This window comes from Bradyrhizobium sp., from assembly GCF_004799445.1.
Classification (GTDB): Bacteria; Pseudomonadota; Alphaproteobacteria; order Rhizobiales; family Xanthobacteraceae; genus Bradyrhizobium.
Genome location: NZ_SSNA01000176.1, coordinates 1 through 14,595 on the forward strand (window position 1 = coordinate 1; position 14,595 = coordinate 14,595).

General features: G+C 63.3%; 11 protein-coding genes. 4 read left to right on the top strand and 7 right to left on the bottom strand.

Annotated features, from left to right (window positions below; all coding sequences use genetic code 11):
• Nucleotides 1-185 precede the first annotated feature (185 nt).
• Nucleotides 186-1,865 carry an MCP four helix bundle domain-containing protein gene (locus E8A46_RS23025; RefSeq protein ID WP_291566188.1) on the bottom strand — a complete coding sequence of 560 codons (1,680 nt, stop codon included), beginning with the start codon at nt 1,863-1,865 and terminating at the stop codon, nt 186-188.
• A 317-nt stretch (nt 1,866-2,182) separates the two neighbouring features.
• Here E8A46_RS23025 and E8A46_RS23030 point away from each other — a divergent pair, with 317 nt between their 5' ends.
• Nucleotides 2,183-3,217: a Na+-dependent transporter gene (locus E8A46_RS23030; RefSeq protein WP_291566189.1), complete on the top strand. Its 1,035-nt coding sequence runs from the start codon at nt 2,183-2,185 to the stop codon at nt 3,215-3,217.
• Nucleotides 3,218-3,511: 294 nt separating this feature from the next.
• On the opposite strand, the gene E8A46_RS23035 is transcribed toward E8A46_RS23030, so the two are convergent.
• Complete coding sequence (locus E8A46_RS23035; protein WP_291566191.1) at nt 3,512-3,769, bottom strand: hypothetical protein; 258 nt, start codon at nt 3,767-3,769, stop codon at nt 3,512-3,514.
• A gap of 328 nt (nt 3,770-4,097) precedes the next feature.
• On the opposite strand from E8A46_RS23035, the gene E8A46_RS23040 reads away from it, so the two are divergent.
• Together E8A46_RS23040 and E8A46_RS23045 are read left to right on the top strand one after the other, a co-directional pair.
• Nucleotides 4,098-4,403, top strand: a complete 306-nt coding sequence (locus E8A46_RS23040) for a hypothetical protein (RefSeq protein WP_291566193.1) — start codon at nt 4,098-4,100, stop codon at nt 4,401-4,403.
• A 110-nt stretch (nt 4,404-4,513) separates the two neighbouring features.
• Nucleotides 4,514-4,813 (top strand): hypothetical protein, encoded by a 300-nt coding sequence (locus E8A46_RS23045; protein WP_291566195.1) that lies wholly within the window; start codon nt 4,514-4,516, stop codon nt 4,811-4,813.
• Between the two features lie 98 nt (nt 4,814-4,911).
• On the opposite strand, the gene E8A46_RS23050 is transcribed toward E8A46_RS23045, so the two are convergent.
• From E8A46_RS23050 to E8A46_RS23070, 5 genes are all read right to left on the bottom strand, one after another.
• Nucleotides 4,912-5,850: a GlxA family transcriptional regulator gene (locus E8A46_RS23050; RefSeq protein WP_291566197.1), complete on the bottom strand. Its 939-nt coding sequence runs from the start codon at nt 5,848-5,850 to the stop codon at nt 4,912-4,914.
• A gap of 99 nt (nt 5,851-5,949) precedes the next feature.
• Nucleotides 5,950-7,530 carry a GMC family oxidoreductase gene (locus E8A46_RS23055; protein WP_291566199.1) on the bottom strand — a complete coding sequence of 527 codons (1,581 nt, stop codon included), beginning with the start codon at nt 7,528-7,530 and terminating at the stop codon, nt 5,950-5,952.
• 2 nt (nt 7,531-7,532) lie between these two features.
• Nucleotides 7,533-8,093, bottom strand: coding sequence for a gluconate 2-dehydrogenase subunit 3 family protein (locus E8A46_RS23060; RefSeq protein WP_291566201.1), 561 nt, complete (start codon nt 8,091-8,093; stop codon nt 7,533-7,535).
• 553 nt (nt 8,094-8,646) lie between these two features.
• Nucleotides 8,647-9,057: an NADH:ubiquinone oxidoreductase subunit NDUFA12 gene (locus tag E8A46_RS23065; protein WP_291566203.1), complete on the bottom strand. Its 411-nt coding sequence runs from the start codon at nt 9,055-9,057 to the stop codon at nt 8,647-8,649.
• Between the two features lie 134 nt (nt 9,058-9,191).
• Nucleotides 9,192-10,091 (bottom strand): DMT family transporter, encoded by a 900-nt coding sequence (locus E8A46_RS23070; RefSeq protein ID WP_291566204.1) that lies wholly within the window; start codon nt 10,089-10,091, stop codon nt 9,192-9,194.
• Between the two features lie 767 nt (nt 10,092-10,858).
• Here E8A46_RS23070 and E8A46_RS23075 point away from each other — a divergent pair.
• The coding region (locus E8A46_RS23075) for a vitamin B12-dependent ribonucleotide reductase (RefSeq protein WP_291566206.1) at nt 10,859-14,595 on the top strand (3,737 nt) is incomplete at its 3' end.

Here is a 14,595-nt window from a genome sequence, read left to right on the forward strand (position 1 = left end):
CATTCTGGGCGTTGGCGGATTGATGGAAGCGATCCGAGCATGAGATCGGCATTGCCGGGCACTTCGTCGCGCCTGCCTCAAACATCCGTGTTTTTACACAGCCTGGATCGAATGACAGATTCAAGCCGGACATCACGCCAAGTCCGCGAAACGCCCGCGAGCGGGCATCGACAGCCGGTGTCAGATCAAGCTGCCCGCACGGTATCGAGAAATTTGCCGACCTGATTCTTCAGTCGGTCGCTTTCACCCGCGAGCGATTGCGCCGCCGCCAGCACCTGGCCGGACGCCGAACTGGTCTCGCTCGACCCGTGACTGACCTCGGTGACTTCCGCGGCAACCTGGGTGGCGAGTTGCGCCGACTGCTGCACGTTTCGCGCAATTTCCTGCGTCGCCGCGCCCTGCTGCTCGACAGCCGCGGCGATCGCCGAGGAGACTTCGGAAATCAGCATGATGGTCGAACTGATTTCCCTGATCTCGGCCACTGTGTCGGCGGTCGCCGACTGCATGTCGGCGACCTGCGCGTCGATGTCCGCCGTTGCCTTCGTGGTTTGCGTCGCCAGCGCCTTGACCTCGGATGCAACAACCGCGAATCCGCGTCCCGCCTCTCCGGCGCGCGCGGCCTCGATGGTGGCGTTGAGGGCGAGGAGATTGGTCTGCGCCGCAACCTCGGAGATCAGCTTGACGACGTCGTTGATGCGGCTGGCAGCGAGAGAAAGCTTGGCGATGCTCGCATCGGTTTTTTGCGCCTGGGTGACGGCGGTGCCGGCGATCCTGCTGGATTCCTGGACCTGTCGGCTGATCTCATTGACCGACGAGGTGATTTCTTCTGTCGCCGCCGCGACGGCCTGGATATTATCGGTGACCGCACGTGAGGCCGATGCGGCGGAGTTTGAAAGCGACATCGTCATATCCGATGTCTTTGTCATCGTCGTCGCCGATGCCTCCAGCTCGGTCGAGGCCGATGCGAGCGAGCCTACCATCTCGCCGATCATGGTCTCGAAATCGCCGGCAGCAGTGCTGATACGTTGGGCCCGCGCAGCTTTCAGCGCTCCATCGGCATGCGCCATGTCGTCGGACGCTTTCTTGGCGATCAGCGCATCCTTGAAGATTTGAAGCGCACTGGCGATCTGGCCTATCTCCGTGGTTTCACCCCGGTGGGGAATCTCGACGGCAAGTACGCCGCCGGTCAATTGCCCCATCGGCTTCAGGATCGAGCCGATGCCGCGGCGGATGTCGCGAACCATGTAGATCGCCGCACCGAGGCCAAGCACGATCGCGCCGCCGAGAATAACCGCCATCAGGACGATGGCGCTCGCGTAGGCTGCGTCGGCGCTATGTCCGGCAGCATCGGCGCCCTTGTCGCTCAGCTCCACGAGCTTGGTGAGCGTTGCGTCCATGGCGCGGCCGACCGGCACCACTTTATGGGCGTTGATGTCTTTCGCTCCCGCGATGTCGCCCTTGTTGGCCAGCGACTGCACATCGGCTGACGCTGTGGAGAAGCTTTGCCATTGCTGTTCCAGTTGATCTGCAAGCTCACGCTCCGCCGCCGAAGAGATCAATGGCCGGAAGGCCTTTGCGGCTTTTTCGAAGTCGGCCTTGCGAGCCGCGAGATTCTTGTCAACGTCCGCTCTTTCCGAATCCGGGACGATCAGGTGATCGCGCAGGACCGCGCGAAAGCGTGCGGACTGGACCCGCATCTCGCCCACCCAGCGCACGCTGGGGAGCCATTGGGCATGGATGTCCTGGGCGACCATGTTGATGGTACGCATCTGCAGGAACGCGAATCCGCCGATGGTTGCTATCACCAGAAACAGAAATGAGACGATGGCGAAAAGCTTGGCGCTGATGGAAAATCTTGCAAGCACTTGAAAAGGTTCTCCGGCTGAGAAGCTGTCTAAAATGCCCACTTCAACCTTAATAATTGACTAACCTCCGCCCAAATATTTGGCACAGCCAGCCCGCGGCGGGCGTCGTGGGTCCGACTGCTGTCGCCGGTGCTTGACGCATGGAGAGTCGTGGCCGGTGTGAACGGCGCATCGCCAAACCGCTCCGTTCGAAACAGACGGTAACCAGATGTTACTTTGTGCGGCGCGGCGGTTGCCGCATGTTCGCGTTCCGCAACGCAGGCCGGGCTTCCTCGCCAAAGCCTTTGCCGCGCTGTCCGTTCTATTTTGAAAGCCAGATGCCCTCCACCTTGCAAAAGAGCCTCGCCGTTCCGGTGCAAGCGCTGGCATGGCTCGGCGGCCAGGGCACCCGGGCGATTGCCACGCTGGTGTTCCTCGGCATCGCGCTGCCACCGGTTGGCGAGTTGCTGAAGCCTTTCGTCACCGAAGCGGTTTTTCTTCTGCTCTGCGTATCGTTCATGCGCGTCGACGTCAGCGCGTTGCGAGATCATTTGCGGCGACCCGGCCTGGTTATCGCCGCCACCTTATGGACGACGCTCGCGGTACCCTTGATCTTGGGGGGGACCTGTCTTGTGACCGGCCTCGACGAGCGTTCACCTGGTCTATATCTGGCGTTGATGCTGCAGGCGGTGGCCTCGCCGATGATGGCGGCTCCCGCGTTCGCGGCCGTGATGGGTCTGGATTCAACGCTGGTGCTTGTCACGCTCGTGACTTCTACGGCACTGATTCCGATCACGGCGCCGCTGTTCGCCTACGCCTTCTTCGGCACCGCGCTGACGCTCTCGCCGCTCGGGCTCGGGCTGAAGCTGCTCGCGATCCTCGCAGGATCGCTGCTGGTCGCAGGCGCGGTCCGCTGGAGCGTGGGCGCATCCGCCATCAAGCGGCACGTCCGGCCGATCGACGGATTGAACGTCCTGATCCTGTTCGTGTTTGTTGCCGCCGTGATGGGCAACGTGGTCGGCGGTTTCTTGGCCGATCCACTCGGGACAATCGAACAGATCGGGCTCGCCTTCGCGGTCTTTTTCGCCCTCCTCGGCGTCACGACGCTGATCTTTCGCAAGGCCGGCCACCGGCGCGCGTTGGCGCTCGGCCTGATGGTCTCGCAGCGTAACATGGGACTGATGCTGGCGGCGACCGACGGCGTTCTGCCGGGGACGACGTGGCTGTATTTCGCGCTTTCCCAGTTTCCGATCTATCTGTCGCCGCAACTGCTCAAGCCGATGGTGCGGAGATTGAGCGGGCAGAAGGCCGCCGTTGTCGCGACCGAAAGCGGCGGCGTAAGAGTTGATCGCGCCGGCGAGATTGCCCCCTGACGGAAGAAATAATAGTGGCCGGTGCATCAATCCTCATGCCGGAGAGACAACCCCGATACGCAGGACTTAACTCGTCACGACGGTGGCGGGAGCGGCGGAGACCTTGTCGTTTCGCCGGGCGCGCAGATGATCGCGTCGGTCATTTTCATCGCCATCCTGATGACGATCCTGATTCAGCGCCGATCACCGAATGGCTCGGGCGCAGGCTCGGGCTGCTGGAGACGGACCAGCGGAACGCTTCCCGCGATCTCCCAACCCCAGGTTGCGTGATGCAGGATTCGATTTTCACCATATTCAGATCGACGATGCACCGGAGAGTACGATCATATGCGTGGCTCTCCAGAACCATATCTCACCATCGTGCGCAGCCTGCAGGCTGAAAATCCGTTTGTTCCAGTGCGGATCGTGCACGAAACGGATGTTCTCGATCTTGAAGTCCAGCTGTCGCGCTTTCCACTCTCTCGACCACGCCAGGTGCGCCTCATCGAGTTGCTGCCGCAGTTTGGAGACTTCAACCGAATAGGAAGACGGAAAGAGAATCTTGAAGGTCATCGACTGACTCACCATCGCGCGATCTCTTTTTCACGCACCATCCGCAGGCGGTTTTGGACCTCGGCATGTCAGAGTTGCCGGACGCGGTGCGCACGTTACCTTCAGGCAAGGTGGTAACGCCAGATTTCCGATTCAATCGAAGCGAGATGAAGATTCGAAAGAAAATCATCCCACAGCATCTTGAATTTTCGATTGATCGGGCCTAACCGCCCGCGCTCTCATGACCTCGTGGTGTCGTAACCGCCAAGCTCCGTGAACCCAGGCCCACTTCGAACCCAGGTCCACTTCGGTGACACCAAGGGGGACCATCCCTTCCGCGGAGTTCACCATGGCTAACGAGTTCAGGTTCGAAGATTATCCCGGTGTCATGAAGTTCAAAGCGGTGGCGGACGAGGGGATCAGTGGACTTGCCGCACAATACGGCTTCGAGTTTTCGGATGAATACCGCGCGTTCCTGAAGGCGCATAACGGGTTCAACTTTGACCGGCTGAACCAAGCCGCGCCGCTCGCCCCGGGCATCGAGATGTTCGATGGCATCTCAGACGCGAGCGACCGACGCCAACGGTTCCCGCATGTCTGCGATCAGGGACCAGTACGGGAAATCGCGCCCTCTGGCGGCGGCGGTCCGCTCTAAAAATCTGCAAGGAATCCCGATCTGTGCGCTTGGCACCGGAATGTTTGTTCCGGCGCGGTGTACCATCAACGGGCGCCTGCATGCCTGGCCCCGCAACTCAGGAGGGACGCATGAGCAGATTTGCGATCCGGCTTTTGACACTGGCGGTATACGCGACGGCGCTGGCGCTGGTTCCGACGGTCACACCGGCCAAGGCCGAGACGAGCAGCAGCAGGCATTTAAAGAAGCATCAAAAACAAAAGCGCGCTGGCTTCGGCCATCGCTGGTCTGCCGGTCAGCCGTGGCCCGTTGCCAGGCCGCCCAGTCCGGCAGGCCCGGTCTGCCCAGGCATCGGCCGAAGTTTCGACTGTCGGGTATGGCCTCCTCCCTTCGATGAAGATCCCGACCGAAAGGTTTCAGGCAGGCACTGATGGCGGTCAGGCAGACCTGCTCGGCCGCGCCGACGAGGTGATCGAATGAAGCGGCGTGAGTTCATCACACCGACGCCCCCTTGTTTTGAGTTCACACCCTATCCCGCCCGCGCCGCGCGCCGCAGCGATTGCGGCGGCTGGCCGAAGGCGCGGATAAAGGCGCGGCGCATTCGCTCCGGATCGCGGAAGCCGGTCACTTCGGCGACGCGTTCGATCGCCGCACTGGAGGATTGCACCTGTTGCCGCGCCACCTCGATCCGCAGGCGCTCCACCGCCTTCGACGGCGTGGTGCCGGTCTCGGCGATGAAGGCGCGGGTGAAATGCCGCGAACTCATGCCGGCCCGCTCGGCCAGATGCTCGACCGTCAGCGGCGCGTCGAGATGTTCGCGCGCCCAGCTCAGCAGCGGTCCGAACCGCCCGGTTGGCGCCTTCAACTCCAACAGCGACGAGAATTGCGACTGACCGCCGCTACGGCGATGGTAGATGACAAGCTGGCGCGCGGTCTGCTGCGCGATCTCCTCGCCGAAATCCTCCGCGACCAGCGCCAGCGCCAGATCGATGCCGGCACTGATCCCGGCCGAACTCCAGATATCGCCGTCACGGACGAAAATCCGGTCGGGCTCCAGCTTCACCTTGGGGTAAGCGGTGAGAAAATGCCGGGTGCGCTGCCAATGCGTGGTGGCGCGACGGCCATCCAGCAGCCCCGCTTCGGCCAGGATGTAGGCGCCCGAGCAGACACTGGCGATGCGAACGCCGCGTCTTGCCGCGGCCCGCACGAAGGCCAACACCCTGGCGGATCGCGCCGCCTCGCGAACCCCCTCGCCGCCGGCGACGATCAAGGTTGAGATCGCAGCAGCGGGCCGCAATCCGCGCGCCAGCCATTCGACGCCGGAAGAACTGCGAACCGCACCGGGCGTTTCCGCGAGCACCCTGATCGCGGAGGCGTTACCGGCAAAGCGGCCGGCGATCTCGAACACCGAAATCGGGCCGGCGGCATCGAGCAGCTGGAAATCGGGAAATACGAGCACGCCAATCATGATTCAGCCTGTGTCCGAAAGCGAGGGAAACTCGCGATTTCGGCCAACAGCCCATCATGTCGGGATTATCGCGTCAAGTCCGTCGCATGCGTCGGCAGATCACCCGGCAATCGCGTTCCAGTTCGCGGCCAGGTGCTCGGCCCCGCGAAGCGACGCCGCATACATCGTATAGGTCGGATTCACCGCGCCTTCCGTGGGAAACAGCGTCACGCCCGCGAGCCAGAGATTGGGAATCTCGTGGGTCTGGCCATAGCCGTTGGCGACGGAATCCGCGGCGCTGCGGCCCATCGCCGTGCCGCCGACCATGTGGATCGTCGGCGGCGCCGCCCGCAATGCCCACGACTCCGTCGCGCCGGCCGCCTTGGCGATCTGCAGGCCTTCGTCGCAAGCCTGCTGCCAGACCCCGATCGCGTCCTGATCGTAGGAATGGTTGATCCGCGCCAGCGGAAATCCGAATTCGTCCTTCTCGCCTGCCAGCACCACGCGATTGTCGGGGTTCGGCAATTCCTCGCCGAACGCCTGCAGCCGCGACAACTGGCGTGAGCCGCGCTTGATGAAGTCGACCAGCGCCTGGCCGAACAGATCGTTGCGGGAATTGGCGATGCCGCCGATGTCGTTCGGCTTGATCGCCGGGCTGCAGTGCCACAGGATGCTGCCGAACACGCCGGGCCGGGCGGTCTTGCCGTAGCGATCGTAGGACCAGTGCATGGCCGAGAGCACGCCCATGTAGTTCTGGATATCCGGCTCGTCGAACATGCCCCAGATCGTGGCGCCGGTATGCGCCATCACATAGCGGCCGACCAGCCCGTTGGCATTGGCCAATCCCTGGGGGTGCTTGTCGGTCGCCGAATTGAGAAGGATGCGCGGATTCTGCGAGACGAACGCCGCCAGGATGACGATGCTCGCTTCCTGGACCTGCCGCTGCTTTTCGCGGTCGTAGTACTCGATGCCGGTTACGCGATCGCCTTTGTCGTTGGTGAGCACGCGTGTCACCGTGCTGAACGGCCGCACTTCGGCGCCGTGCCGGCGAGCCTCGGCCAGATAGGTAAAGGAGGGATTTGCAAGCGCGCCGATCGGGCAGCCGGCATTGCACCAGCCGTCGTAGACGCAGGCGGGCCGGCCCTTGTAGTCCTGACTGTTGATGGCGGTGGTGGCCCGCGCCGTCTTGATCCCGAGCGCCTCGAATCCCTTCAGCCACACGTCGCCATGCCGGAAACTCCTGATCGGCGGCATCGGATAAGGCTGGCCGGGAGGACGCCAGCGCTCCTCCGCCTTGGCATCGCCGGAAACGCCGATGTCCTGCGCGACCCGATCGTAATAGGGCGCGAGATCGTCGTAGCTGAACGGCCAGTCCAGACCGCGCCCGTAAGCGCTCTTCATGTTGAAGTCGCTCGGCAGCAGCCGGGGAAACATCGCAAAATAGTGCGTGGCGGCGCCGCCGCTGCCCCAACCGGCGTTGTAGGAGTAGCCGAGCCTGTCCTTGCCCTCGAGAATGGCGGGGTTCACGGTTTTGAGCCGCCTGCCCCAGATTTCCGAGCTGATCAGATCGCCATTCTGCCAGTCCGGCCCCTGCTCGAGCATGACGACCTTCTTGCCGGCGCGGGCGAGCACGGAAGCAAAGACGGAAGCCGATGCGCCGGCGCCCACGATCGCGACGTCGACTTTTTCCGGCGTGGCCATGATCACCACCTCTTCTCTGGAGAGATGTGCGGCATGTAGGGCACGCCCAGGCTTTCGATGCCTTCGACGGTTCCGAACGCGACATCAACCGCGTCATGGCGCAGCAGGAAATAAACGAATGGTCCCGGAGGACCCTGCCAGCCCTCGATCTTGTTCTGGCGCATCCGGTCAACGAAATCGTACTGCGCGGCCGGGGCGAGTTCGGCGAACCGTTTGCCGTGGAGGCTCAGGCAGCTCCGCTCGATGGCCCCGAGCGCCGCGCGATAGAAATTGACGAACGGCGGACGCACACTCGCGATGCGCGCCATCAGCAAACAATCTCCCGGCGCCACGCCGAGCTGATTGTCGACGAAATTCGCGATCCCGGCCTTGCGCGCGCCGGGAAGCAGCGTATCGCCGACGGCCTCCAGCGTTTCGACTTCGTCCGGCTTCAGCACGTTGATCGGCGCGCCCTGCGCCTGCGCCTGCGATGGGCTCAACCAGACCTCTGCGCCGTCGATGGTGAATGAAAGGGCCGCCAGTGCCGCGCCCTGCATCAGGGCGCGTCGTTGGATCTCCGCCATGTTTCCTCCCCGCCGCGAAAGCCGTTGTTATCTGATTTGTTCAACGGTCGTCCGCGCACCCGATGCGAAATCCAATCCCAACGCCGCTGCAAAAGCAAGCAACGCAGGCGCGAGCCGGGGGCATGCTTCGCTCGAAAACGCTATGAAAAAGAAAAAGGCCGCCTGGTTTCCCAGACGGCCTTTCCTGTCCTACGGCAGCTTCACATTGACGGGCGATCTCAGGACGTCAGCGCCCGGGGGCCTATCTCCCGGCCACATCCTGATCGGAAGCCGCTGCGTATCGGGGCAGTCGCGAACTGGAGCCCGAACCGTCGCGGTGGTTTCCCATCTCCGTAAGATGACCCATTGAGCCACGGCCCGACGCGGGCTTCAACCGCGCCGCGGCGGATGTCCCCGCTGTTCCCGTTGTTCACAGGGGATACATCGTCATTCCGGGGCAGCCCGCAGGGCTGAACTACGACGTGCAATTGCACATCGGAGAATCTCGCACAACAACCTCTGGATTCCGGGTTCGCACTTCGTGCGCCCCGGAATGACGGTGATTGAAATAAATTCAGCTACCCGGCGTCCACGGCTGGTAATCGCCGGTGGCCTTGGGCCGGCGGCCGCTGGCCAGCGTCGAGCCGGAGGGCCGGTAGGCCGCCGGCGTGCCCGTCATGTTCGGCAGATGCGGCTTTTCCCATTCGCGCGGTGTATAGGCCTCTTCGGTCGGCGCCACATCGACGGTGTGGTGCAGCCAGCCGTGCCAGGACGGCGGTACGCGGGACGCTTCCGCAAGGCCGTTATAGATCACCCAGCGCCGCTCGAAGCCGAGCGTCGGATCGATCTTGCGCCCGATGGTGCGGTAGTAACGGTTGCCCTGCTCGTCCTCGCCGACCAGTTCGCCGAACCGCCAGGTCCACAATTGCGTGCCGAAGGTCTGGCCGTTCCACCATGTGAATAGTTTGAGCAGAAACAGTTTCATGGGGCGTAACCGGTTCGAGAGAGTTTGCCGTTCGTGATGCCACCGGCAGGCCAAATTGTCCAGTTAAGTCCGGCGCAAAGGGCCGGTTTGACCGGAGCCGTGGTGCCCTGCCCCGGTCGTCAAACGCCGCCGCTTCACGATTGCGTCGCCAGCGCCACGCCCGCCAGCGTGAACAAAAGTGCTGCGATCTGGCCGATGCCGAGCGGCTCGTGCAGCGCCAGCGCCGAGGCGACCACGCCGATCACCGGCACCGCCATGGTGCCGATCGCCGCGACCGAGGCCGGCAACCGCGCCAAGGCGGCGAACCAGCAGACATAGGCGACGCAGAACTGCACCACGGTCGAATAGCTCAGCAGCGTCCAGTCGAAACCGGAAAGCCCGGCGACGCTGGACTTCTCGAATACAAGCCCCACGATCGCCACCGGCAGGCATCCGATCCCGATCTGCCAGGCGGCCGCCGATACCGGCGGCAGGTGGATGGGCAGCTTCTTGGCCAGCACCGCGCCGGCCGCAAAGCCGAGCGCGCCGCCGAGCGCCATGATGATTCCCGGCAGCTTGGCCAGGCTTGCCGCAAAACCATTGCCGCCGAGAATCGCGCTGAGCCCGAGGAACGCCATCACTAGCGAAATGACCCGCAACAGATTCGGCCGTTCGCCGAGAATCGGCCAGGCCAGGATCGAGGCCCAGACCGGCATGGTGTAGGCGATCAGCGCCGCCTCGCTGGCCGGCAGCCAGAGCAGCGCAAATCCCATCAGCACCATCCAGCAGCCGACGTTGAGGAAGGCGGCCAGCACCAGCCTCGGCCAGAGTTCGCGGGCGACCCGCAGGTTCTGGCCGCGGGATAGCGCCAGCAGCGCCAGGAGACTGGCGCCGACCACGCCGGTGCTGCCGCGCAGCGTCAGCGGCGGCAGTTCGCTCAGCAGATATTTGGTGACGGGCCAGTTGAAACCCCACCCGATCGAGGTGATGGCGAGGAACACAAGGCCCGCGGGCGCGATGCGCGCTTTCGCGCCCGGCTGGTGCTGCAGTGTCATGGGATGGCTGGACCGGTGAGAATCAGCGGCACCTTGCCGCTAATCCGGGCAACCGGCCATCGCCTAAACGGCATGCCTGACCGGAAGGGTCGGTAGCTTCCCCGTAGCTTCACGTGAGTCCTGCCGAGGCAAGCCCTCGGCCACAATAAATAGTTGCCCTGTGAACAACGGGACGAAGCCTTGGACGGGGCTGTGGAACAGGTTTTTTTCGCTTGGGAATCCCTCAGGACTCACTGATACTTGGGCCAGATCAGAGGGGCGGACGCCCCCTGTTTTTCCCCTCTTTCCACCATATTTAGTATTTGATTCAGGAACTCGTACTAATCCTTGACGGGCGCGATGGAGTCGTCCTAGCTTTCTTCCTGTTCGGCGCGAGTGTGTTTGGGTCCCGCTGATCGCTCCCTGAAGGGTTCCAAAAATGACCACTCCGCCAGCCGGTCGAGGCAGCGGAACGGGCTTTTTTGCCCCGAATTTCGGGGATTTCGGAGCGCGAAAAACGAGCCAAAAACGGCTCAGGTAGGGGTGGCGTTGAGTGCATGGCTTGATCCGGAACTCGGGCGTTCCGTTCAGGGCATGCGGCGGCAGGCCAAATGCAAGCAAGTTGCTCGCACCGGGCTTGAGGTCAGAGAAACAGGGCCGGGTCCACCGGTAGAGCTTGCGGACGCTGCTTGGGCCGAAGTTGTCTTCAACTTTGGTCCGGAAGGTTCGCTCAAGGAACAATACCCGGCGCCGCGGCGGCGGCCGGTAAAAAACAACGGGGCACGACCATGCGAATCGAACGGCGCAACACCACTGACGGCCAGTCACCCTACGCACAGATTGATTTCAGATTAACGACATCTGAGATCCGCAATCCCGACGGCTCGGTGGTGTTCCGCCTCGAAAACGTCGAGGTGCCGGAATTCTGGTCGCAGGTCGCCTCCGACGTGCTGGCGCAGAAATATTTCCGCAAGGCCGGCGTCGCCGCGCGCCTGAAGAAGGTCGAGGAAGAGACCGTGCCGTCCTGGCTGTGGCGCTCGGTGCCGGACACCGAGGCGCTTGGCCTCCTTCCCGAATCCGAGCGCTATGTCAGCGAGCTCTCCGCCAAGCAGGTGTTCGACCGGCTGGCCGGCTGCTGGACCTATTGGGGCTGGAAGGGCAGCTACTTTACATCGGAAGAAGACGCCCGCGCCTTCTACGACGAGCTGCGCTACATGCTGGCCAAGCAGATGGTCGCGCCGAATTCGCCGCAGTGGTTCAACACCGGCCTGCACTGGGCCTACGGCGTCGACGGCCCCGGCCAGGGCCATTATTACGTCGATCCCTTCACCGGCAAACTGACCAAATCGAAATCGTCCTACGAGCATCCGCAGCCGCACGCCTGCTTCATCCAGGGCGTCAATGACGACCTCGTCAACGAAGGCGGCATCATGGACCTCTGGGTGCGTGAAGCGCGCCTGTTCAAATACGGCTCCGGCACCGGTTCGAATTTTTCGCGTTTGCGCGGCGAAGGCGAAAGACTGTCCGGCGGCGGCCGTTCGAGCGGCCTGATGAGCTTCCTCAAGATCGGCGACCGCGCCGCGGGCGCCATCAAGTCCGGCGGCACCACGCGCCGCGCGGCGAAGATGGTGGTGGTCGACGCCGACCATCCGGATATCGAGACCTATATCGACTGGAAGGTGAAGGAGGAGCAGAAGGTCGCCGCCCTCGTCACCGGCTCCAAGCTCAACCAGCGCCACCTTAAGGCGGTGCTGAAAGCCTGCGTCAATTGCGAAGGCTCGGGCGACGACTGCTTCGACCCCGAGAAGAACCCTGCCCTGCGCCGCGAAATCAAGCTCGCCCGCCGCGCGATGGTGGCGGACGGCATGATCAAGCGCGTCATCCAGTTCGCCAGGCAAGGCTACAAGGACATCGACTTTCCGGTCTACGACACCGACTGGGATTCGGAGGCCTACCTCACGGTGTCCGGCCAGAACTCCAACAACTCGGTCTCGCTGAAGGACGATTTCCTGCGCGCGGTGGAAACCGACGGCGACTGGAACCTGATCGGCCGCACCAGCAAGAAGGTGACCAAGACTCTTAAAGCGCGAGACCTCTGGGAAAAGATCGGCCACGCCGCCTGGGCCAGCGCCGATCCCGGCCTGCACTTCAACACCACCATGAACGACTGGCACACCTGCAAGGCCTCGGGCGACATCCGCGCCTCCAATCCGTGCTCGGAATACATGTTCCTGGACGACACCGCCTGCAATCTGGCCTCCGCCAACCTCATCACCTTCTACAACACCACGACGAAACTCTTCGACGTCGACGCCTACGAGCATCTCTGCCGGCTGTGGACCGTCGTGCTCGAAATCTCTGTCATGATGGCCCAGTTCCCGTCGAAGGCGATCGCGGAATTGTCCTACGAATTCCGCACGCTCGGTCTCGGCTTTGCCAATATCGGCGGACTGTTGATGACCATGGGTCTGTCCTACGACTCCAAGGAAGGCCGCGCGCTGTGCGGCGCGCTCACCGCGATCATGACCGGGACGGCGTATGCCACCTCGGCCGAGATGGCCAAGGAACTGGGCCCCTTCCCCGGCTACAAGAAGAACGCGAGCCATATGCTGCGGGTGATCCGCAACCACCGCCGCGCCGCGCACGGCGAATCCCGCGGCTATGAGGCGCTCGCCGTCAGTCCGGTGCCGCTGGATTACGCCAGCGTGCCGCAGACCAACATCATCGAGCACGCCAAGGCCGCCTGGGACAAGGCGCTCGAACTCGGCGAAGCCAATGGCTTCCGCAATGCGCAGACCACCGTGGTGGCGCCGACCGGCACCATCGGTCTCGTGATGGATTGCGACACCACCGGCATCGAGCCTGATTTCGCGCTGGTGAAATTCAAGAAGCTCGCCGGCGGCGGCTACTGGAAGATCATCAACCGCGCCGTCCCCGAGGCGCTGCGCGCGCTCGGCTACCGCGAGAGCGACATCGCGGAGATCGAGGCCTACGCCGTCGGCCACGGCTCGCTGTCCAATGCGCCGGCGATCAATGTTTCCACCTTGAGGGCCAAGGGCTTCACCGACGAAGCTCTGGCCAAGGTTGAGGCGGCGCTGCCGACCGCCTTCGACATCAAATTCGCCTTCAACAAATGGACCTTTGGCGAAGACTTCTTGCGCGACACCTTGAAGATCGCGCCGGAAGCCATTGCCGCACCGAGTTTCGACCTGCTTACCGCGGTCGGATTCTCCAAGCGCGAGATCGAGGCCGCCAACGTCCACATCTGCGGCGCGATGACGGTGGAAGGCGCACCGCATCTGAAGGCCGAGCACTACAGCGTGTTCGATTGCGCCAACCCCTGCGGCAAGATCGGCAAGCGCTATCTGTCGGTCGAGAGCCACATCCGCATGATGGCGGCGTCGCAGCCGTTCATCTCGGGCGCGATCAGCAAAACCATCAACATGCCGAACGACGCCACGGTGGAGGATTGCAAATCCGCCTACCTGCTGTCCTGGAAGCTCGCGCTGAAGGCCAACGCGCTTTACCGCGACGGCTCGAAACTGTCGCAGCCTTTGAACTCGCAGCTGATCAGCGACGAGGACGAGGAAGAAGATGCGATCGAGGCGTTCTACGACAAGCCGATGGCGGCGCGCACCGCCGCGTTGTCGGAGAAGGTGGTGGAGCGGCTGGTCGAGCGCATCGTGGTGATGCGCGAGCGCGAGAAGATGCCGGATCGCCGCAAGGGCTATACCCAGAAAGCCGTGGTCGGCGGGCATAAGGTTTACGTGCGCACCGGCGAATATGACGACGGCCGGATCGGCGAGATCTTCATCGACATGCACAAGGAGGGTGCGGCGCTGCGCTCCTTCATCAACAATTTCGCCATCGCGGTCTCGCTCGGCCTGCAATACGGCGTGCCGCTGGAAGAATATGTCGACGCCTTCACCTTCACCCGCTTCGAGCCCGCGGGTCCGGTGCAGGGCAACGACAGCATCAAATACGCGACCTCGATCCTCGACTATGTGTTCCGCGAACTCGCGGTCAGCTACATGGGCCGGTTCGATCTCGCCCATGTCGACCCCAGCGAATCCAACTTCGACGCCATCGGCAAGGGCGTCGGCGAAGGCCGCGCGCCGGAGCAGCCCAACAACAAATACCTGTCGAAGGGCCTGACCCGCTCGCGCACCGACAATCTCGTGGTCATGCGCAGCACCGTCGAGCCGCCGACCGAGGCCCGCGGCTCCGGCAACGTCACCTCGCTCTCCTCCTCGCACGGCCCCACGGGGCGGGCTTCCGATACGGTCGAAGGCGCGGTGGCGCTGAAGCAGGAAGCGAGCCACGATCTGTCGCCGACGGAAAAGCTGGAAGCGCTGCAATGGAGCAAGGCCGGTGCGGCGCAGCAGGCAGCACCCTCTAAGGCCGAACGCCGGGCGGAAGCCAAGGCCAAGGGCTACGAAGGCGAGATGTGCGGCGAGTGCGGGCATTTCTCGCTGGTGCGCAACGGCACCTGCATGAAGTGCGATACGTGTGGCAGCACGACGGG

Excerpts from the sequence above, each read along its gene's own strand:
- E8A46_RS23055 (WP_291566199.1), bottom strand. The coding sequence starts at position 7,530 with ATGGCCACGCCGGAAAAAGTCGACGTCGCGATCGTGGGCGCCGGCGCA.
- E8A46_RS23050 (WP_291566197.1), bottom strand. The coding sequence starts at position 5,850 with ATGATTGGCGTGCTCGTATTTCCCGATTTCCAGCTGCTCGATGCCGCC.
- E8A46_RS23040 (WP_291566193.1), top strand. The coding sequence starts at position 4,098 with ATGGCTAACGAGTTCAGGTTCGAAGATTATCCCGGTGTCATGAAGTTC.
- E8A46_RS23035 (WP_291566191.1), bottom strand. The coding sequence starts at position 3,769 with ATGACCTTCAAGATTCTCTTTCCGTCTTCCTATTCGGTTGAAGTCTCC.
- E8A46_RS23030 (WP_291566189.1), top strand. The coding sequence starts at position 2,183 with ATGCCCTCCACCTTGCAAAAGAGCCTCGCCGTTCCGGTGCAAGCGCTG.
- E8A46_RS23045 (WP_291566195.1), top strand. The coding sequence starts at position 4,514 with ATGAGCAGATTTGCGATCCGGCTTTTGACACTGGCGGTATACGCGACG.
- E8A46_RS23065 (WP_291566203.1), bottom strand. The coding sequence starts at position 9,057 with ATGAAACTGTTTCTGCTCAAACTATTCACATGGTGGAACGGCCAGACC.
- E8A46_RS23060 (WP_291566201.1), bottom strand. The coding sequence starts at position 8,093 with ATGGCGGAGATCCAACGACGCGCCCTGATGCAGGGCGCGGCACTGGCG.
- E8A46_RS23070 (WP_291566204.1), bottom strand. The coding sequence starts at position 10,091 with ATGACACTGCAGCACCAGCCGGGCGCGAAAGCGCGCATCGCGCCCGCG.